The organism is Streptomyces sp. NPDC007971 (assembly GCF_042958635.1).
GTDB lineage: Bacteria > Actinomycetota > Actinomycetes > Streptomycetales > Streptomycetaceae > Streptomyces.
In genome coordinates this window covers 1-18,169 of record NZ_JBIBJK010000023.1, presented here as the reverse complement: position 1 = coordinate 18,169, position 18,169 = coordinate 1, and the positions used below count along the sequence as shown (strand labels likewise).

Here is an 18,169-nt window from a genome sequence, read left to right as displayed (position 1 = left end):
TCGGAGAATACAAGTACTCGGGCGTTGCCCACGTGGGGAAGGAGCCGACCTCATGAAGCACGACGAGATGATCGGAAAAGTCCAGGCACTCGCCCGGCTGCGGGACCGTGGGTCCGCCGAGCGGACGACGCACGCCGTGCTGAGCACCCTGTCCGAGCGGCTGCCGTCCGGGCTCGCCCTCCATGTCGCCGCCCAGCTGCCGCCGGATCTGGCGACGGTCGTGCGCCAGGCGGTGGACGGGACCGCCGACCCCGGCGTGGGCGCCTCGGGCGAGCGGTTCGGGCTGACCGTGTTCGCCGGACGGATCGCCGACCGGGCCGGCACGGACGAGGACACGGCGCTGCGCGATGCCGCCGCCGTGCTGGAGGTGCTCGACGCCGCTCTCGCGCCCGAGCTGACCGAACGGATGGCCGGGGCGCTGCCCGCCGACATCCGGGAGCTGCTGCCCGTGGAGCGCGCCATCGGGAACGACTAGGTGGGTTCGGGCCGGGAGATTCGGGCCGGGAGTGCCCAGGGGTTTCGAGGGTTTCGGGCCGGGAGATTCGGGCCGACGGGTTTCAGGCCGGGAGTTTCGGCTCGGGGCAGGCGGCAGGGTTCCTGCCGCCTGCCCCGAGCGAAGTGTCTGCCTGCGCCTCACTCGACCGTCACCCACGGAGGGTGCAGGTCCCGTCACTGTCGGCTCGTCCCGGCGCCGGGCGGCCGTGACCCGGGAATCCGTCCGCGCCCTTCGCCCGGATCGACGGGGCTCGGCTCGCGCAGACCCGCACGCTCGGTGGGGCGTGCGGGGGCACCGCCTCGTCCGTGAGCGGGCATCCCGGCCGCGACGGGAGCCCTGCCTGCGCGCCGGGCGCGGGCTCGGGCGCGTTGTGCCGCCCCGCCCGCGACTCGCCCCTTACGGTTCTCTGGATGTGACGGCCGGTCAGGGAGCGGCGGCGGAGCGGAGACGGGAGGCCCGGTGGGCGGTACGGGCGGACGGACGGGCCGGGGTCGCCGGACGGGCGGAGCCGTGCTGGGCAGCAGGCCGTCGTACTCCGTACGGCTCCCGCCGGCCGCCCGCGGCGAGCCTGTCGGACCCGCGGCCGCCCGCGGCGAGCCGGACGGGCCGGTGGCCGCCCGCACGGTGCCCTGGCTGCGGATCGCCGCCGCCTACGCCTGGCGTCTCATCCTCGTCGGCATCGTCGTCTACGGCGTCTTCGGTGTCCTGGGCCGGTTCCAGCTCATCGCCGTCGCCCTGTTCCTCGCCCTCGTCGTCACCTCGGTGCTGCGTCCGCTCGCCGATCTCCTGAACCGGGTCCTCACCCGGCCCCTGAGCGTCGCCGTGGCCCTCGTCGGCAGCATGCTCCTGCTGACGGGACTGTTCGCGCTCGTGGGCAACGCGGTGGCGAACGAGTCGGGCAAGCTCGCGGGCGAGTTCCGCGGCGGGGTCCACCGCATCGAGCTGTGGCTGCAGCGGCCGCCGTTCAGGCTCAGTGCGGGAAAGCTCTCCGATCTGCAGCGCCAGGTGACGGACTACATCGCCGGGCACCAGGCCAGTCTGCTCAGCAGCGCCGTGTCGGGGCTGGGCCGAGTGGTCGAGGTGATCACCGGCGGGGCGCTCGCGTTCTTCGCCTCCGTCTTCTTCATCCATTCCGGCGAGCGCATGTGGGGCTGGGCCCGCGACCAGCTGCTGCCGAGCGGTGCCCGTGCACAGTGGGACCGGGCCGGGCGTGCGGCCTGGCACACGTTCGCCGGGTACACGCGCGGCATCATCATCGTGGCGGGGACCAATGCCGTCCTCGTCGGCATCGCCCTGATCGTGCTGCGGGTACCGCTCGCGCTGCCGCTGACGCTGCTGGAGTTCTTCGCCACGTTCGTGCCCCTGGTGGGCTCGCCGGTCGCGCTCGGGGTGGCCACGGTGGTCGCCCTGGCCGGGCGCGGCCCGCTCACGGCCGCGGCCGTGCTGGTGCTCATCGTGGTCATCGGCCAGCTCGAAGGACATGTGCTGCACCCGCTGGTGATGAGCTGGGCGGTCCGGCTGCATCCGCTCGTGGTGGCCGTGTCCGTCATCGCGGGGAGCATCGTGGCGGGGGTGATCGGGGCCGTGGTGGCCGTCCCGTTCGTCTCGGTGCTGTGGGCGGTGCTGCGCGCACTGCGGACGGCACCGGCGCCGTCAACTCCGGTCCGCTCCGGATGAGTCGGCTGCACCGGTCACACGATCCGAACAGGGGATCACGTGTTCCCTGGAACAGGTGATCGTCGCTCATGAGAGCGGTGGGACACGGGTGCCGGGACGATACTTTCGGTGTGCAAGCGACGGGCTGCAGACCGTGGTCGACGCACAGGTCCCACTCAGAGCCACACCGCAAGGAGCAACACGATCATGAACCTTCTCACCGACGTCCTCGCCGGGATCATCCACTTCATCGGGTGGCTGGTCTGACGTCCCCGGACGCGTGCAGAAGCGCGGCGCCGTCTCCCCGTCCCAGGGTGGCGGCGCCGCCGTCGTCGTACGGTTCAGCGCAGGGCCGCGCTCACGAGGCCGCCGATCTCCTGCGCGGACACGCCTCCCCCGTTCACCAGCCGGTCGAAGACCAGCCCGTCGACGCAGGTCAGCAGCGTGACCGTACGGCCCGCTGCGTCCTCGACCCCCTGCGCGGCGAGGAAGTCCTGGACGGCCCGGCGGGCCACGTTCTCGCGCGGCACCAGGATCTCGCGCAGTTCGGGATGGCGGACGCTCTCGATGACGCAGGCGTAGCGCGCCAGCGAACGCCTGCGACCGGCCCCGGCGAGCCGCAGCTCGGTGAAGAGCACGAGGCCGGCCGTCAGTTCACCGGGACTGCGCGGGGCCGGCGTCCTGCCCCCCATCTCCTGCAGCTCCGCCTGGTCCAGTGCCACCAGACGGCCGACCAGCGCGGTGAGCAGCGCCTGCCGGGTGCGGTAGTAGGCGGAGGTGGTTCCGGACGGCAGGTCCGCCGCGCGGTCCACCGCGCGGTGCGTCAGCCCTCGCATCCCGCTGTCGGCGAGCACGCCGATGGCCGCGTCGGCGAGGAGAGTACGTCGGTCGGTGGGCACCCCCTCTTTCTACACCCCTGCTTCTACATCTGTAGAGAACCCGCGTAGCCTGCTTCTACATCTGTAGAAGACGCGCGAGGAGCGCACACGGGCGGAGGGGACCGGCATGGGTGGAACGGCAGTGGTGGTCGGCGGCGGCATCGGCGGGCTGGCCACCGCGCTCGGGCTGCGCCGGATCGGCTGGGAGACGACGGTCGTCGAGCGTGCCGCCACCCCGGCCGACGCGGGCGCGGGCATCTCCCTGCACGCCAACGGGCTGCGTGCGCTGGACGCGCTCGGCGTCGGCGCGGCCGTCCGCGCGGCGGCCCGGCCGCAGTACACCGGGGGTACGCGCACACCCGCGGGCGGCAGGCTGGCCCGGATGGACGGGGCCGCGCTCGCGCGCGAACTGGGCACACCGATCGTCGGCATCCCGCGGGCGGAACTGCACCGTGTGCTACGCGAGGCACTGCCGCCGCGGTGCCTGCACGTGGGCGTCCCGGTGACTGCGGTGGCCCCCTCGGAGCCCGGCCGGGTCACGGTCGCGATGGGCACGGAGCAACTGGCGGCGGACCTGGTCGTCGCGGCCGACGGCGTGGGCAGCCGGCTGCGCGGCCAGATGTTCCCGGACCATCCCGGACCCGTCTACAGCGGGTCCACGGTCCTGCGCGCCATCACCGCACACCCGGTGCGGCTGAGCAGCGACTTCGAACTGACCTGGGGGCCGGGGGTCGAGGTCGGCCACATCGCCTTCGCCGACGGGCGCGCCGAGTGGCACGCGGTGCTCAACTCGCCGCCCGGCGTGCGTCATTCGGACCCGCTCGGTGTGTTGCGCCGCCGGTTCGGGGACTGGCACGACCCGATCCCCGCACTGCTGGCGGCGACCGGTCCCGAGGCCGTGCTGCACCACGACATCCACGAACTGGAGACACCCCTGCCGTCCTTCGCCGCGGGGCGGATCGCGTTCCTCGGTGACGCGGCGCACGCCATGACGCCGCATCTCGGCCAGGGCGCCTGCCAGGCCCTGGAGGACGCGGCCACCCTCGCCGCGGCGGTCGCCGGCGCGCCCACGGTCGAAGCGGCGCTGGCCCGGTACGACGCCGAGCGCCGGCCCCGCGCCCGGTCCGTCGCGCGCGCCGCCCGACAGGCCGGCCGGATGGGCCAGCAGCTGTCCCATCCCGTGGCCGTCGCCGTGCGCAACGCGGCCCTGCGGCTCGCCCCGTCCCGGGCGACGGTGCGGGCCGTCCTGCGACACGCCGACTGGACGGCGCCGAACCTCGGTTGAGGACTGTCGACGACGGCGCGCCACCGTGCCGCGCACACCCGGCGACGGCGAACAGGGCTCCGGGGCCGGTCTAGGCCCGCGGTCCTTCCCGCACCCCGAACACGGCGGGACCCACGCTGAGGATCCCGTCGGTGAGCGGACGGCAGCGGACTCCCCCGCCGCCCCGCAGCGCCCGCTGCGCCCCGGGCCCCACCGTGACGTCCATCCACGCGCACGGCCTGGCCGCGCGGCACACCTCCAGGTCCACGGGCCCGCTGCCGCAGTCGAGGAAGACCGTCGACCCGATGAAGGCGTCGATGTCCACGCCGCGCAGCAGGACGTTGCGCCGGGTGCTCAGCAGGTCCGTCTCCTCGGGGCCCGGCTGCGGCAGGCGCTCGACGGCCATGAGGGTGATCGACGCGTTGCGGTGCGCGGGGTGGTTGAAGTACCGGTCCCCGACGATGCCGAGTCCCGCCCGGACCTCGGCCGCCGTCACCAGGTCGGTGTGCGGCAGCTCGGGCAGGCCGGCGCCGGGGCGGCCCGCGAGGCGGTGGACCGGCGAGACCAGCAGCTGAAGGATTTCCACGTGCGACACGCCACCGAGCCTAGCCAGCGCCGTGAACCGCCCCACCGGCACCCGCACGGGCACCCTGACCCTGCCCCTCACCGGCACCGGCACCGGCACCGGCACCGGCACCGGACCTGAGCAGGAGGCGGCCGCTCGCCCCCGCCAGCAGCAGCCCGGCGACCATGGCGACCAGGCCGAGCCCGGGCCCGGAGGACCAGTCGACGTGCGGGGCGCGCGCGGCCAGGACGGCCGTCATGGCGAGGGCCGTACCGGGCAGGGAGAGCAGGGCGGCGCGGGAGCGGTCGAGGTCGTCCTCGGCGAGGGAGCCCAGCACCCCCACCCCGAGGGCGAGGGCCCAGACACCGAGCGCCTGGGCGTCCGCCCGGTTGGTGTGCCAGGGCACGAAGTCCGCCCAGAAACCGGGGCGGAGCAGCAGTCCGGTGCCGATGCCCAGCCAGGACGAGCCCAGCACGGCGAGCGGCGGCTTGGACCAGCCGGGCAGCGGAGCGGTGCGCGGGAGCGCAGGCCCGGACCGGCGCCCGAGCTGGCCGGCGAGACAGACCACCGCTCCCACGCACAGCAGTCCCAGCACGAAGAGCCAGCCCAGGCTGAAGAAGACCGGGACGATGGGGCCGCCGTGGGCGATGTAGAGCCGGGCGGCGTTGAGCAGGGTGACCGCGAACAGGCCGACCATGACCACGGTGAGCGGGAGGACGAGGGTGCGGGCCTGCTCCCAGGTGCGGGCGCGGGCGAGGCCGAACAGGGCGGGGGCCGTGCCCAGCATGCCGGCGCCGATCAGACCGGGGCTCAGCGGCTCCGGCGAGGGCCAGGCGCCGAGGGCGTGCCCGGTCAGCGCGACGACTGTGAGGGTGCCGCCGACGAGTACGTTGATCACCGCGACCGCGGTGGCCAGTACGGCGACGCCGGCCGACAGCGGCCTGCCCGGGGCAGGTGCAGGTCCGATCTCCGGCGCGGCGGTGCGGGGCGGGTCGGGGGACTCTGCCATGGGAGGGTTCCGTTTCCGAGGGGACGAACAGGCGGACCGGGGGCGGGAATCGGCGTACGGCTAGGGCACCGCGGTCCTCTGCCGCGCGGCGGGCAGCAGGGCGGGTACCGAGCGGCGCCGGACTTCACGGGCGTGGACCAGGCGCAGGCTCACCACCAGGGTCGCGCCGAAGGCCGTGAGCCCGCAGCCGACGGCGACGCCGGCCGTCAGCGCGGTGAACCGGCCCAGGTCCAGCGTGCGCTGGAGGAACGCGACCGCCCCGGCCGAGACCACGGGTGCCAGGCACAGCCCGGTCAGCTGGATCCGCCACTCCTCACGGGCCCAGGGCCGCCCGTCGCGGGCGGCCCGCCGGGCGCCGAGGGCCATCACCACGTACGCCAGGCCGTACGGCACGAGGTAACCGGCCAGCAGACGGCGCCCGTCGGCGCCGTACGCGGACAGCGCGCGGACGATCCAGCCGAGCGCGGCGGCCCCCGCCAGGTGCGCGGCCGCGGTCACGGGCAGCGGTGCCCAGGACCGGCCGAAGCCGTCGACGATGTCCCGGCGGTCCTTGGCACGGGAGGCGAGCAGGGCACCGAACACGACGAGGGAGCCCAGGTGCATGAGGGCGACCCGGTTGATCTCCGCCATCGGCAGCCCGGGCAGCACCGCCGGAAGAGCGCCCCACTCCAGGCGCAGCAGGGGCGCGGTGAGCAGGTAGCCGTAGCACAGGAGCATCCAGCGCTGGTGAAGATCGGGGAAGCCGCCGACGGCCGCGAGGATGCCGAGGGTGACGCTCAGGACCGTGCCGAGGAGGGAGGATGCCGAGGGTGACGCTCAGGACCGTGCCGAGGAGGATCGTGGCGAGGACGATCCAGAAGGCCGCCCCGCTGAAGGCGTCCCGGGGCGCGGTGCGGGCGAGATAGAGACCGGCGCCCGCCATCGAGGCGTAGACGGTGACCGCGAAAAGGACGCCGAGCGCGCGGTGCAGGCGTGCGCGCCGACGGGTGGCGGTCAGCAGCTGCGCGGGGCCGAGCAGCATGAGCAGTCCGCCCAGGACGGAGTGCACGATCATCGGGATCAGGCTGTGCCGGTAGGGGGCGATGCGGGTCGCGAGAGCGTCGGCGACGTAGCGGGGCGAGACCGTGTGCCCGAGGAGCCACTCCCCGAACGCCGGGGCGCCGGGGCGGGCGTACGGCCACAGTTCGGTCATCGCGATGGGCGCGTACCCGACGCACACGGCCGTCACGGTCACCGTGGCGACCCGGCGCCAGGTGCTGCTCGTCCAACGACGCACGGCGACTCCCTGCTCTTCCCAGCTCCCGGGCGGTCCCGGTCCGCTCCGGTCCGCCATGGTCTCTTCTGGACTATCAGAGGGGTTACCGACGGTAGAGCGGCTCGCCGCAGGGGTCAACGGTCCGGGGGGGAGAGGCCGGCGACCGGGGCGGGGCCGGCGGTCGGGGGGCAGCGGTCAGGGGGAGAGACGTCGGTGGCCGGGGCGGGACCGGCGGTCGCGGCGGACGTCGTCCACGGCCCCGCCGGTCAGCACCGCTGCGGCGGCCCGCCGGCGTTCAGGAGGGTGAGACAGGTCAGTTCGCGCCGGCCAGGGGCAGTGGTCGACGGAGTCGTGGGCGGCCGGGGCGGGGTCAGCGGTCCTGGGCGCGTTCGTCCCGGCGCCGGACCCAGTCCCAGAAGTCGGCCATCATCCGCTCGTAGCGGATGCCGAACTCCAGCGCCTCCCGCTGGCCGGGCGTCAACAACTCGCCCACATCGCGATCCAGTTCCTCGTACTCGCCCAAAGTGCGTTCGTGCTCGGCGAGCTGGACGGGGGCGAGCAGTTCCGGGCGGGCCCCGAACCACAGTTTCAGGATGCCGCGCTCCCGGGCCTCGACCGGGACGAACTCGGTGTCGGCGAGCCACTGCCGAAGGGCTCGCCGGCCCCGGTCGGTCAGCTCCAGGACCCGGCGGTTGCGTCCGCTCTCCTGACGCACCTGGGTCAGCAGTCCGGCCCCGAGCAGCCGGTCGCACTGTGCGTAGACCTGCGCGTGCGGCACGGACCAGAACGGTGCGACGGTACGCCCGGCCTCCACCTTCACGTCGTACGCGCTCGCCTCGCCGAGTTTGTCGATGATGCCGAGCACGAGGTACGAGGAGGTGGTCAGCCGGGGTTCAGCCATGAGGCCGACCGTACCGTGCGCCACGCGTGGAAGAGGCTCGGGGCGGTCCAGGAGGAGTGTCCGAAGACGTTGTCGTCGGCGATGGTGACGGCGAGGGTGCATGCCGGTGACAGAATTCCCGCCATCCGTTGATCACCCGGAGGACGCACGTGACCGTGGACCTGGACGAGTTCGCCGCGCAGGATGCCGCACGCCCGCCCGTCCCCGTCCCCGTCGACTGGGCGGCAGTGGAGGAGTGGCTGGGAACGCGGCTGCCCGCCGACTACAAACGGCTGGCCGACCGCCACGGGCCGGTGGACTTCGGCGCGTTCCTCTGGATCCATGTGCCGTGCGTGCAGCCGGGGCGGTTCGACTACGGCACATGGGTAGGGGCCACGCACCGGGAGGCGCGGATCAAGGCACGTGCACTCCCCGAGCACGAGCGGCCGCTGCTGCACCCCGAGCCGGGCGGGCTGCTGGCCTGGGGCTGCAGCCGGGGCGGCGACACGCTGTTCTGGGACACGTCGGTGTCCGACGATCCCGACGCATGGACGGTGGTCGTCACCCACCGGGGAGCGGTACCCGGCAGCGGCCTGCTCCCCTGGCACCGCTACGACCTCACGCTCACCGGCTATCTGCGCCACACCGTCCGCGACACCTGGGAACTCCCTTCCCCGCCCGGCCCGTTGATGGGCCCGCTGCCCGGCACCGTGGCGCGCACCGCCTTCCTCGGCACCGCCGGCCCCTGGACCCCGCCCGCCCCCGCGGCCCCCCGGCTGACCGAGGCGGAGCGCCGGGTCGCGCTGGAGACAGGCACCGGACTGGAGGCGCTGCGCCTGCTCACCGCGCCCCCGGCGGCCCCGCGTCTCGGCGACGCCACCTGGGAGTGGCTGTCCGAGCAGTTCGGCACACCGTTGCCCGCGGAGTACGTACGGCTGATGGAGACGTACGGCGGTGGCTGCTGGAGCGGCTGGCTGCGCTTCCCGGAACCGCTGCGCACGACGGCACCGCGCCTCACCGCCTTCGTGGACCGGACACTGGAGGCCTATGAGTCACTGAGGTCGGGCCGTCATCCGCGGTGCTACCCCCTCGCCACCTTTCCGGAGCCCGGGGGCTTCCTGCCCTTCGCCGACTCCATCGACGGCGACTACCTGGGCTGGCTCACCGAGGGCGACCGGCCCGACGACTGGCCGCTCGTGTTCTGGCCCCGGCACGCGGCCCAGGGGCCGCCGCTGGAGCAGGGGCTGATCGACACGCTGCTGGCCTGGCAGCGCGGCCGGCTGAGAACCGCCGGGCTGTGCGTCCTGGACCAGGAGGACGACCCGGTCGAGTTCGCCAGGTTCGAGGCCTCCGGCGCGAACGAGGGCGGCTGAGCCCCGGCCGCCCGGGGATCGACCGGACCCGGCATGATGATCACCATGACTCCGATAACCGGCCTGGACCTGACCGGATTCAGCGAGCGTGAGCCCGGCGTGTGGACGGATACGGCGGGCCTCGTGCTGTCGGTCCACTTCTTCCCCCTCGTCCCCGATCTGCCCGCCCCGCTGCACGAGTTCGAGCGCCTGAGGACCGGCCTCGCGGCGGGCGCGGGCCGGCACGGGGGCGGACTCGTCGAGGCGGTGCCCGGCGAGGTGCACGGCGTCCCGGCGGTCCGTCAGCTGATCAAGATGCCCCTGCCCGGCGCAGCGCACGGCCAGGCGTTCCTCGGCTCGTGGACCGTCCCCAAGGCCGGGTGCAGCACGGTCCTGAAGGTGCAGGCCGCGGAAGGCGCGATGACCGGTCTGCGTGAGGCCGTGGTGGCGAACCAGGTGGGATTCGAGGCCTACTTCCGGCCCCACCCGTACTCGGACGGCGGCCAGTTCGGCGGCCTGCCCTGCCACGCGGCCGACGATGAGCAGTGGGACGCCCAGTTCCCGGACCACCCGCTCACCCTGGTCCGGGCGGCGCTGAACCGCATCACGCCGACGGTCACGCTCGACGAGCGCTTCCGCCGACTGCCCCCGTTCGCGGGCCCCGTCGAGCCCCAGCGGCACCCCGCAGCGCCACCCGCTCCCGCACCCGCACCCGCACCCGGCCCCGCACCCGTCCCGCCCAAGCGGGGCTGGTTCCGCCGCAACGGCGGCCGGTGACGCACCCGGGACGACGACTCCCCCGGGCGGCCCTCCACGACGGGCGCTTCCGGGGATGACGGCCGGGGGGCGCCGCCGATGGGAAAACCACGAACCGCAGCACCCGCGCCCCCACCCCCGTGAACCTGACAGCCTCCCCAACCGGACCACACAGTCCGCGCGCCCTCTCGTCAGAGGTTAGTTACACGTGTAACATCTCGCCGGCACGTGACCCCGACAGCCGCTCAGGCTGATGACGGAAGGCCCCGCCCATGACCTCGACCGCGCCCGCCCCGATCGACACGGGCTGGCCCCCGCCCCCTTTCCTGGCCCCCACCGCACCCCTCGTGGGCACCGACGGAGTACGGCGCTTCCACGGGCTGAGCTACGCCCGGACGCCGGGCTATCGCCCCTGCCTGCTGGACGTCCACGTACCGGCCGCACGGGGAGCCGTACCGGCGGTCGTCTGGATCCACGGCGGCGGCTGGCTGGACGGCGACCGCCGCTACCCGCCGCCGACCGTGCCCGTCGAGCTGCTGCACGGCGCCGTTCTCGGCGCGGGCCTGGCACTGGTCTGCGTCGACTACCGGCACAGCCTCGAAGCGCCGTTCCCCGCCCAGCTGCACGACGTCAAGGCGGCTGTCCGCTACGTACGCCGACACGCCGGCCTCCTCGGCATCGCCCCGGAGCGGATCGGCGCCTGGGGCGAATCGGCCGGCGGTCATCTGGCCGCGCTCGCCGGGCTCGTCCGCGCGGACTCCCACGGCGCCGCCCTCGAAGGCCGGCAAGGCGTACAGGACGAGGACAGCAGCGTGCGGGCGGTGGTCGACTGGTACGGGGTCTCGGAGATCGAGCCGCTGCTCGGACAGTCCCCCTTGCCGCCCCTGCCGGGCGAGCCGCCGTACCCGAACCCCATCACCGCCCTGCTCGGCGACGCGGAGGCCGACCTTCGCGGGCGGGCCCGCGCCGCGAGTCCGGTGACCTACGCGGGAGCCACGACCCCGCCCCCGTTCCTGCTGGTGCACGGCCGCGAGGACCGGGTCGTGCCGTTCGACCAGAGCGAGTCGCTGGAGCGGGCACTGACCCGGGCCGGCGGAGCGGTGACGCTGCGCGCCGTCGAGGGGGCCGACCACATCTTCCTGGGATCGGCGGAAGTGCCTGCCGTCGTCGCGGAGAGCGTCGACTTCCTGCGGCACCATCTGACCGTCTGACCCTGCACCGCCCGGCCGCCACGCTGGCTCACGGCCCGCGGCCCGCCGCCCGCCGCCCGCGCTCGACAGCGCACCGGGTCCGTCACGTGAACTCCCTTCGCACCAGAACGGGTTCGACACCGGGCAGGTGCGCGCGCCGATCCGGCCGCCCACCATGCAGCCGACGGCGGACCCGACGGCCGGGTTCAGCACCCGGCCGTTGCGCCCCGTCCGCGGCCCTTACCCGAGGGAGTGCGCCAAGGGCAGCAGTACGTACCCGCGGGAGTCCGTCGAGGGCAGTAGTACGCGCCCGCGGGAGTCCCTCGAGGGCAGTACGCAGCCGAGGGGAGTCCGACGCGGCCAGAACCGTCGCGTGGGTGGCCCTACCGACCCGGTGCGCCGAACCTCTCCCCGGACGGCGGCGACCGCCCCGACGGCGCCCTCGCCGACGCCATCGACGAACACCTCGGCGGTTTCGAGCAGTTCAAGAAGCAGCTCACCGTGGCCACCAGCAGTGTGCAGGGCTCCGGCTGGGGCGTGCTGGCCTGGGAGCCGCTGGGGCGGCGCCTGATCGTGGAACAGGTCTACGACCACCACGGCAATCGGTCAGGGCAGCACCCCACTGCTGGTCTTCGATGCCTGAGAGCACGCCTACTACCTGCAGTACAAGAACGTCCGCCCCGACTACGTCACCCAGCTGTGGGACCTGGTCAACTGGGAGGACGTCGCCGCTCGGTACGCCGCCGCCGGCGTCTGACCATACGCACGCCCCGGCCTGCGTCGAAGGGCGCGGGCCGGGGGAGCCGGGATGCGGATACGTGCAGGTGGTCAGTCCGCGGACCGCAGAGCGGGCATGGCGAGGTCGACCGGCCCGGTGCTGCTGCCGTTCTTGCACGTGTCGTGGCAGTCCTTCTCCAGGCTGCAGCACAGCGAGCAGATCGCGCCCTCGTGGAAGGGGCAGTTCGCCATGTCGGGCCGCTCGAAGTCGGTCATGCACACCGTGCAGGTCAGCGTGGTCGCCGAGGGCAGGCCGTCCGCGGCGAGCAGCGGCTCGTCGAGGTCGTCGACGCGGGCGATGTAGTACTTGCCCTTGGTGAGCACCGCGAACAGCGGCGAGAGCACCATGGCCAGGAACAGCGCGATGAACGGGGAGTACGCCTTGCCGTAGTCGCCGAAGGCGTCGAAGTAAGCGGCGATGGACACCGCGGAGGCGATCAGCATCGAGCCGAAGCCGACCGGGTTGAAGTGGTACAGGTGGGCCCGCTTGAACTCGATGTACGAGGGGCTGAGCTTCAGCGGCTTGTTGATCACCAGGTCGGCGACCACCGCGCCGATCCAGGCGATGGCCACGTTGGAGTAGAAACCGAGCACCGTGTTGAGGAAGCCGAACACGCCGCCTTCCATCAGGGCCAGCGCGATGCCGACGTTGAGGAAGATGTAGACGATCCGGCCCGGGTGCCGGTGGGTGAGCCGGGAGAAGAAGTTCGACCAGGACAGCGAACCGGAGTAGGCGTTCGTGGAGTTGATCTTTATCTGGGACAGGATCACGAAGAACGTCGCGAGGCCCAGCGCGACCGGTGCGGCGAAGGTCTTGAAGCCGTGCACGTACTGCTGGATGGGCTCGTTGGCCTTGGCCAGGCCCACACTGCCGGCGATGTAGAAGGCCAGGAACGCCCCGCCGATCTGCTTCGCCGCACCGAGCACCACCCAGCCAGGCCCGGCGCTCAGCACCGCGCCCCACCACTTCTTCGCGTTCTCCGCAGTCTTGTCCGGCATGAAGCGCAGGTAGTCGACCTGCTCGCCGATCTGTGCGATCAGCGACAGCGCCACGCCGGCGCCTGCACCGACGCCGAGCATGCTGATACTGGAGCCGGTGGGCGAGTTGCCGGCGAAGTGGGTGAACTCGGAGAACCTCCCGGGCTCCTGAATGGCGATGGAGACGAACGGCGCGACCATCAGCACCAGCCAGACCGGCTGGGTCCACACCTGCATCTTCGACAGTGCCGTCATGCCGTAGATGACCAGCGGCAGGATGATGAGCGAGCAGATCAGATAGCCGACGGCGAGCGGGATGTGCAGGCCCAGTTCCAGGGCCTGAGCCATGATCGAGCCTTCGAGGGCAAAGAAGATGAAGGTGAAGCTGGCGTAGATGACCGAGGTGAGGGTCGAACCGAGGTAGCCGAAGCCCGCGCCCCGGGTCAGCAGGTCCATGTCGATGGAGTACTTCGCCGAGTAGTACGAGATCGGGATGCCGGTGAGGAAGATGACCACCGCCGCGGCGAGGATCGCCACCATGGCGCTGGAGAAGCCGTTGGATATCGCGATCGAGCCGCCGATGGCGAAGTCCGCGAGATAGGCGATGCCGCCCAGGGCCGTCGTGGCCACCACATAAGGCGTCCAGCGGCGGAAGGACTTCGGCGCGTAGCGCAGCGAGTAGTCCTCCAGGGTGTCGTTCTGCGTCCAGCCGTTGTACGTCCGCCCGGTTGCCGTTGGCGGCGCCTCTTTGTCGATGATCTCCGTCACGACGCTTCCCTCTTCCACACGCAAGGTCAGGTGTCCCGGAAGAGTCCCGCCGCGTTGTTTCCGAGGAGTTTCGCTCTCTTTAAAGCCACTTGATACTTCCCACGGAAAATATTTCCTTGAGTATGGTCGGCGGACGGGTGACGGACGGGGGTCAGAGTTGAGCGACGATGTCGAAGTCGAAGGCGTCCGCCCGCGCCAGATACAGGCGTTGGGTGAGATGGTTGCCGTCCAGTCGCAGCACGCCCCGCGGCCCCTCGTACGAGACCGTGCCGCCTGCCGTGCACATCGCCCCCACGTCCAGCGACCGCGCACGCTCGGCCAGTGCCGCCAGCAGCCGCAGACCTTCGAAGCACGACTCACCGAGGCTCCCGACGACCGGTGCCTGGACACCGAACCGGGCCGCGTAACGGCCGCTGAAGTCCAGGCTCTCGGCGGTCGCCAGCGTCTCGAAGAAGCCGGCCGCCGCCCACAGGCCCTCGGTGGCCTCCGCACCGGTGGCGAGCAGGATGTTCTCGTCCATGTGGGTGCTCAGCCGCAGACACCGTTGGTGGAGCCCGTACGCGGCGAACGCACGGTTGAAGCGCGCGGCGTCGTCCCCGACCAGCAGCATCAGCACCGCGTCCGCCTCGCACCGCTCGATCCGGCGCAGCACCGGCCCGAACTCGTGCGTCCCCAGCGGTACGAAGACCTCGTCCTGCACCCGGCCGCCGCACGCTCGGGCGTACCGGCGCGCGCCCCTGGCCGTCATGCGTGGCCACACATAGTCGTTACCCACCGTGCACCAGCGCCGTACGCCCGCGGCCTCGGCCAGCAGCCGCATCGCCGGGAGCAACTGCGCCGCGTCGGTCTCGCCGGTCAGGAAGACTCCGGGGGTGTCCTCGCCGCCCTCGTACTGGGCGGTGTAGACGTACGGCACCCGGCCCGCGACGCGCGGCACCAGTGCCTTGCGCACCGCCGAGGTGTGCCAGCCCACCACGGCCTCCACTGCGCGCAGCGACACCAGAGCCTCGACCTCGGCGGCCACCCGCTCCGGCGGCGCCCCGCCGTCCACCACGACCAGTCGGACTTCCCGGTCGAGCACGCCGCCCGCTGCGTTCAGCTCCTCCACGGCCAGTTGCGCAGCCAGCTCGCACGACGGGCCGAAGACCCCGGGCGGCCCCTGCAACGGCACGACCAGAGCCACGACCAGCAGCTGGCTCAAGCTGTCGTTCCCTGCTGGCAGCCCCAGAGACATCAGACCACCTCCGTGAGGGCATGGGGGCACGCGGATCCCAGTCCGGCCCCAGCGCCCTCGCAGAGGCTCGTAATGTGTCCGAACAGTAGACCTAGCGGAAGGACACCGGCAATGCCGTCCGAACCGTCGCCGGACCTCGCCCACCTCCTCAGCCACGCTGAACGGCGCCTCGTCCAGCGCCTGGCCGCCGTGCTGGCCGAGGAGGACTGCTCGGTCGAGCAGTGGCGCGTCCTGTCGATCACCGCCGACGGTCTGGGGCATCCGATGACCGAGATCGCGGAATACGCCCTCATGCCGGCGCCCAGCCTGACCAAGCTCGTCGACCGGATGGTCGCCGACAATCTCGTCTACCGCCGCCCCGACCCCGCCGACCGCCGTCGCGTCCTGCTCTATCTGACCGCCCGGGGCCGCATCCTCCACAACCGTGCCGGCGACCGCGTCCATACCGACCAGGCTCGGCTCCTGGACGCCATCAACGACCACGGCGAACTCGCCGAGCTGCTCCCCTTGCTCGCGGCGGCCCTCGGCGGACAATCTGCGGCCACCTCGGCGGAACGACAGAGTTGATCGCACCGGAGCCTCGGATGACGGTTGCAGCCTGCTCTGCCGCTCCTACCCGACTCATTTGATCTCGATGGCGAACGCACCCAGGGCCTCGTTCTCGGCTTGGTGGATGCTTCGGATATTGGCAAGTTGATCGGCGCGAGTTGCGGTGGGGTTCACCGATAGTGCTGGATTTCTCAAACGGTGTACACGTATCGGCGGCGTAGTGCCCGGGTAGAGGGTGTGGGTCTTCCCCATATCCAGGGCCGGGCTCGGGCGTTGAGCTGGGATGTTGCCAGGCGGGTCGCGTGTTCGATCTCGGGTGGTCCGGCGAAGGCCTGGCCGGCGAGGGCGGCCTAGCGGAAGATGCGCCACCAGCCTTCCTGGAGGTTGAGCCAGCAGGCGCCGACGGGGATGAAGACGTGCCGGATTCTGGGGTGGTCCTCCAGCCAGGTCCGGGTGGACAGGCTGTTGTGCGAGGACAGGTTGTCGGTGACGACGTAGATGTCACCGACAGGATTGGCTGCCTCGACCTTCCGAAGAAACCGCTGGTAGAAGGCAGTGTTGCGGGAGGAAGCGGTCACTCGGCCGGGCCCTGATGGTGCTGGGCTACTTCTCCGTCGTCGGCTACCAGCTCTACATCCTCGACGACCACATCGCGCTGCCCAAGGGGCTGCGGCCGACGGAGGCGATGGCCGTCCTCACCCCGTTCTCGATGGCGGCGACGGCCGTCTCCACGCCGGTCGGCGGACTGCTCTCGGACCGCTGGAACCGGCGCAAGGTGTTCGTCGGCGTGTCCGCGGGGCTCGCCGGTCTGGTGATGGTCGTCCCGGTGCTGTCGCCCACCTGGCCGGGCATGCTCGTGTTCAGTGTGCTCAACGGACTCGCGTTCGGCTGTTTCATGGCCGTGGACACGGCCGTCGTGACACTGGTCCTGCCGCGCGCCGAGGACGCTGCGCGCGACATGGGCGTGCTGAACATCGCCAACGCCGGTCCGCAGATCGTCGCGCCGTTCGTCGCCTCGGCCGTGGTCACCGCGCTCGGCGGCTACCCCGCTGTTCCTGTTCGGCGGTGTCCTGTCCCTGCTCGGCGCGCTGGCCATCTGGCCCATCCGCGGCGTGCGCTGAGCCCGGCCCGTCTCCTCCCCCGCCACGACGTCACCGTCGGCGCCCCACCAGGAGGCGGGCGGAGAACGGATCGCGCGGCCGGCGTGTCAGCATGCCGTCAGCGGCTCCTGCCACGGTGGTTCCCGTGAACGGCACGGGAGACCGGGCCGGGAACGAGGAGAGGTGCCCGGAGTGGCTTATCGGGGACCTGAGCACGCCTCACGGTCGGGCCCTGCGGCCCGCGCAGGTTCGAATCCTGCCCTCTCCGCTCGGCATCCCGGTGCATACCGGGCCTTGGACGACAGTGGCCGAAAGGCCCGGTGCGCAGGGCCGCTGCCGGCGGTGACCGGCGAGCCGCCCGGTGCGCACCGGGCCTTCCGACGGCCCGTCAGCCGGTGGCGAGGGCCTTCAGCCGGTCCGTGGCGCCGTTGAACCTGTCGTGGTCGCCGACGGTCGGACCGGAGGAGGTGTACTGCCACATGGTGTACGTCGACCAGCCCGACGGCAGTGTCCCCACCGCCGAGGCGTACCGCGCGATCCAGAGGGGGTTGGCCGCGCCGAAGCCCGCGTAGTTGCCGGTGCACTCGGTCCACCAGCTGGTGGCCGTGTAGATGACGGCGTCGCGGCCGGTGCGGGTCTTGTAGCGGTTCAGGAAGTCACGGATCCAGCTGACCATGGCGGACTTGGACTTGCCGTAGCAGGAGCCGCCGTACGGGTTCCACTCGATGTCGAGCACGCCGGGCAGCGTCTTGCCGTCCTTGGACCAGCCGCCGCCGTGGTCGACGAAGTAGTCCGCCTGGGCGGCACCGCCCGAGCCGTCCGGGGTCGCGAAGTGGTACGCGCCCCGGATCATGCCGATGGCGTAGGAGCCGTTGTACTGCTGGGTGAAGTAGGGGTTCGTGTAGGAGGTCCCCTCCGTCGCCTTCGTGTACGCCCATTTCACGCCGCTCTTCCACAGGGTGGACCAGGAGACGTTGAGCTGGTGGCTGGAGACGTCCACGCCCTCGGTCTGGGTGACACGGGGAACCGACTCGGCGGGCACTGCCGTGGCGTCCGCGCCATCGTGGGCGAGCACCCCCATGCCCATATAGGCGCTGCCGCGCTTGGGCACGGGGTCGGCCGCCGAAGGCATGGCGGGGGGGATCGACAGGAGCAGCAGGAGGCCGGTCAGAACGCCGGTGCCGGACCAGCGCGAGCGGCGGGAGATCTGGCTTCTCACGCTGTCCATCTGACTCCGGGTCGGACCGCACCGCACTCCGGATGCCGCCCAACGAAGGCAATCCGGCCGGGAACTAGACCATGTGAGTGGCACGGTGGTTTGCCCGCCCGCGGTGGTGGGGGGGGGGGGGGGGGGGGGGGCCCCCCCCCCCCCCCGCCCCCGCCCCGGGGGGGGGGGGGGGGGGGCGGGGGGGGGGGGGGGGGGGCGGGGGGGGGGGGGGGGGGGGGCGCGGGGGGGCGCGCG

General features: G+C 72.4%; 18 protein-coding genes and 2 pseudogenes. 10 read left to right on the top strand and 10 right to left on the bottom strand.

The window, feature by feature from the left end; all coding sequences use genetic code 11:
* Positions 1–52 precede the first annotated feature (52 nt).
* On the top strand, positions 53–475 hold the full coding sequence (locus tag ACFZCP_RS36685) for a DUF2267 domain-containing protein (RefSeq protein WP_391437301.1): 423 nt from the start codon (positions 53–55) through the stop codon (positions 473–475).
* A gap of 531 nt (positions 476–1,006) precedes the next feature.
* Positions 1,007–2,173 carry an AI-2E family transporter gene (locus ACFZCP_RS36680; protein WP_391437297.1) on the top strand — a complete coding sequence of 389 codons (1,167 nt, stop codon included), beginning with the start codon at positions 1,007–1,009 and terminating at the stop codon, positions 2,171–2,173.
* Positions 2,174–2,493: 320 nt separating this feature from the next.
* On the opposite strand, the gene ACFZCP_RS36675 is transcribed toward ACFZCP_RS36680, so the two are convergent.
* Positions 2,494–3,051, bottom strand: coding sequence for a TetR/AcrR family transcriptional regulator (locus tag ACFZCP_RS36675; RefSeq protein ID WP_391437292.1), 558 nt, complete (start codon positions 3,049–3,051; stop codon positions 2,494–2,496).
* Positions 3,052–3,157: 106 nt separating this feature from the next.
* Here ACFZCP_RS36675 and ACFZCP_RS36670 point away from each other — a divergent pair, with 106 nt between their 5' ends.
* Positions 3,158–4,315: an FAD-dependent monooxygenase gene (locus tag ACFZCP_RS36670; RefSeq protein ID WP_391437282.1), complete on the top strand. Its 1,158-nt coding sequence runs from the start codon at positions 3,158–3,160 to the stop codon at positions 4,313–4,315.
* 70 nt (positions 4,316–4,385) lie between these two features.
* Here ACFZCP_RS36670 and ACFZCP_RS36665 read toward each other — a convergent pair whose 3' ends face one another.
* From ACFZCP_RS36665 to ACFZCP_RS36645, 5 genes are all read right to left on the bottom strand, one after another.
* Complete coding sequence (locus ACFZCP_RS36665) at positions 4,386–4,889, bottom strand: molybdenum cofactor biosysynthesis protein (protein WP_391437268.1); 504 nt, start codon at positions 4,887–4,889, stop codon at positions 4,386–4,388.
* A 10-nt stretch (positions 4,890–4,899) separates the two neighbouring features.
* Complete coding sequence (locus ACFZCP_RS36660) at positions 4,900–5,868, bottom strand: hypothetical protein (protein WP_391437265.1); 969 nt, start codon at positions 5,866–5,868, stop codon at positions 4,900–4,902.
* A gap of 60 nt (positions 5,869–5,928) precedes the next feature.
* A complete protein-coding gene (locus ACFZCP_RS36655) occupies positions 5,929–6,585 on the bottom strand; it encodes a hypothetical protein (protein ID WP_391437261.1) in 657 nt (218 codons plus the stop codon).
* 908 nt (positions 6,586–7,493) lie between these two features.
* On the bottom strand, positions 7,494–8,024 hold the full coding sequence (locus tag ACFZCP_RS36650; RefSeq protein WP_391437258.1) for a helix-turn-helix transcriptional regulator: 531 nt from the start codon (positions 8,022–8,024) through the stop codon (positions 7,494–7,496).
* Complete coding sequence (locus tag ACFZCP_RS36645; RefSeq protein WP_391437255.1) at positions 8,006–8,149, bottom strand: hypothetical protein; 144 nt, start codon at positions 8,147–8,149, stop codon at positions 8,006–8,008. The genes ACFZCP_RS36650 and ACFZCP_RS36645 overlap by 19 nt, the downstream gene beginning before the upstream one ends.
* 24 nt (positions 8,150–8,173) lie before the next feature.
* Here ACFZCP_RS36645 and ACFZCP_RS36640 point away from each other — a divergent pair, with 24 nt between their 5' ends.
* From ACFZCP_RS36640 to ACFZCP_RS36625, 4 genes and pseudogenes are all read left to right on the top strand, one after another.
* A complete protein-coding gene (locus ACFZCP_RS36640) occupies positions 8,174–9,376 on the top strand; it encodes an SMI1/KNR4 family protein (protein WP_391437250.1) in 1,203 nt (400 codons plus the stop codon).
* Positions 9,377–9,421: 45 nt separating this feature from the next.
* Positions 9,422–10,132, top strand: coding sequence for a hypothetical protein (locus ACFZCP_RS36635; RefSeq protein ID WP_391437245.1), 711 nt, complete (start codon positions 9,422–9,424; stop codon positions 10,130–10,132).
* Positions 10,133–10,383: 251 nt separating this feature from the next.
* Positions 10,384–11,322, top strand: coding sequence for an alpha/beta hydrolase fold domain-containing protein (locus ACFZCP_RS36630; protein WP_391437242.1), 939 nt, complete (start codon positions 10,384–10,386; stop codon positions 11,320–11,322).
* Positions 11,323–11,703: 381 nt separating this feature from the next.
* Positions 11,704–12,058, top strand: a pseudogene (locus ACFZCP_RS36625) (superoxide dismutase); the annotation flags it as partial.
* A gap of 71 nt (positions 12,059–12,129) precedes the next feature.
* Here ACFZCP_RS36625 and ACFZCP_RS36620 read toward each other — a convergent pair.
* Positions 12,130–13,824, bottom strand: coding sequence for a purine-cytosine permease family protein (locus ACFZCP_RS36620; protein ID WP_391437239.1), 1,695 nt, complete (start codon positions 13,822–13,824; stop codon positions 12,130–12,132).
* Positions 13,825–13,975: 151 nt separating this feature from the next.
* Positions 13,976–15,058, bottom strand: a complete 1,083-nt coding sequence (locus ACFZCP_RS36615; RefSeq protein WP_391437237.1) for an ABC transporter substrate-binding protein — start codon at positions 15,056–15,058, stop codon at positions 13,976–13,978.
* Positions 15,059–15,169: 111 nt separating this feature from the next.
* Between ACFZCP_RS36615 and ACFZCP_RS36610 the strand changes: the two genes are divergently transcribed.
* Positions 15,170–15,625 (top strand): MarR family transcriptional regulator, encoded by a 456-nt coding sequence (locus ACFZCP_RS36610; protein ID WP_391437234.1) that lies wholly within the window; start codon positions 15,170–15,172, stop codon positions 15,623–15,625.
* Between the two features lie 332 nt (positions 15,626–15,957).
* On the opposite strand, the gene ACFZCP_RS36605 is transcribed toward ACFZCP_RS36610, so the two are convergent.
* Complete coding sequence (locus tag ACFZCP_RS36605; protein WP_391437231.1) at positions 15,958–16,185, bottom strand: transposase; 228 nt, start codon at positions 16,183–16,185, stop codon at positions 15,958–15,960.
* A gap of 14 nt (positions 16,186–16,199) precedes the next feature.
* Between ACFZCP_RS36605 and ACFZCP_RS36600 the strand changes: the two genes are divergently transcribed.
* Both ACFZCP_RS36600 and ACFZCP_RS36595 read left to right on the top strand, forming a co-directional pair.
* The gene (locus tag ACFZCP_RS36600; protein WP_391437229.1) at positions 16,200–16,856 is read left to right on the top strand and encodes an MFS transporter; all 657 of its coding nucleotides are present in this window, start codon (positions 16,200–16,202) and stop codon (positions 16,854–16,856) included.
* Between the two features lie 28 nt (positions 16,857–16,884).
* Positions 16,885–16,975: pseudogene (locus ACFZCP_RS36595) on the top strand.
* A 120-nt stretch (positions 16,976–17,095) separates the two neighbouring features.
* Here the strand turns inward: ACFZCP_RS36595 and ACFZCP_RS36590 are convergent.
* Complete coding sequence (locus tag ACFZCP_RS36590) at positions 17,096–17,935, bottom strand: GH25 family lysozyme (RefSeq protein WP_391437226.1); 840 nt, start codon at positions 17,933–17,935, stop codon at positions 17,096–17,098.
* Positions 17,936–18,169: the final 234 nt, after the last annotated feature.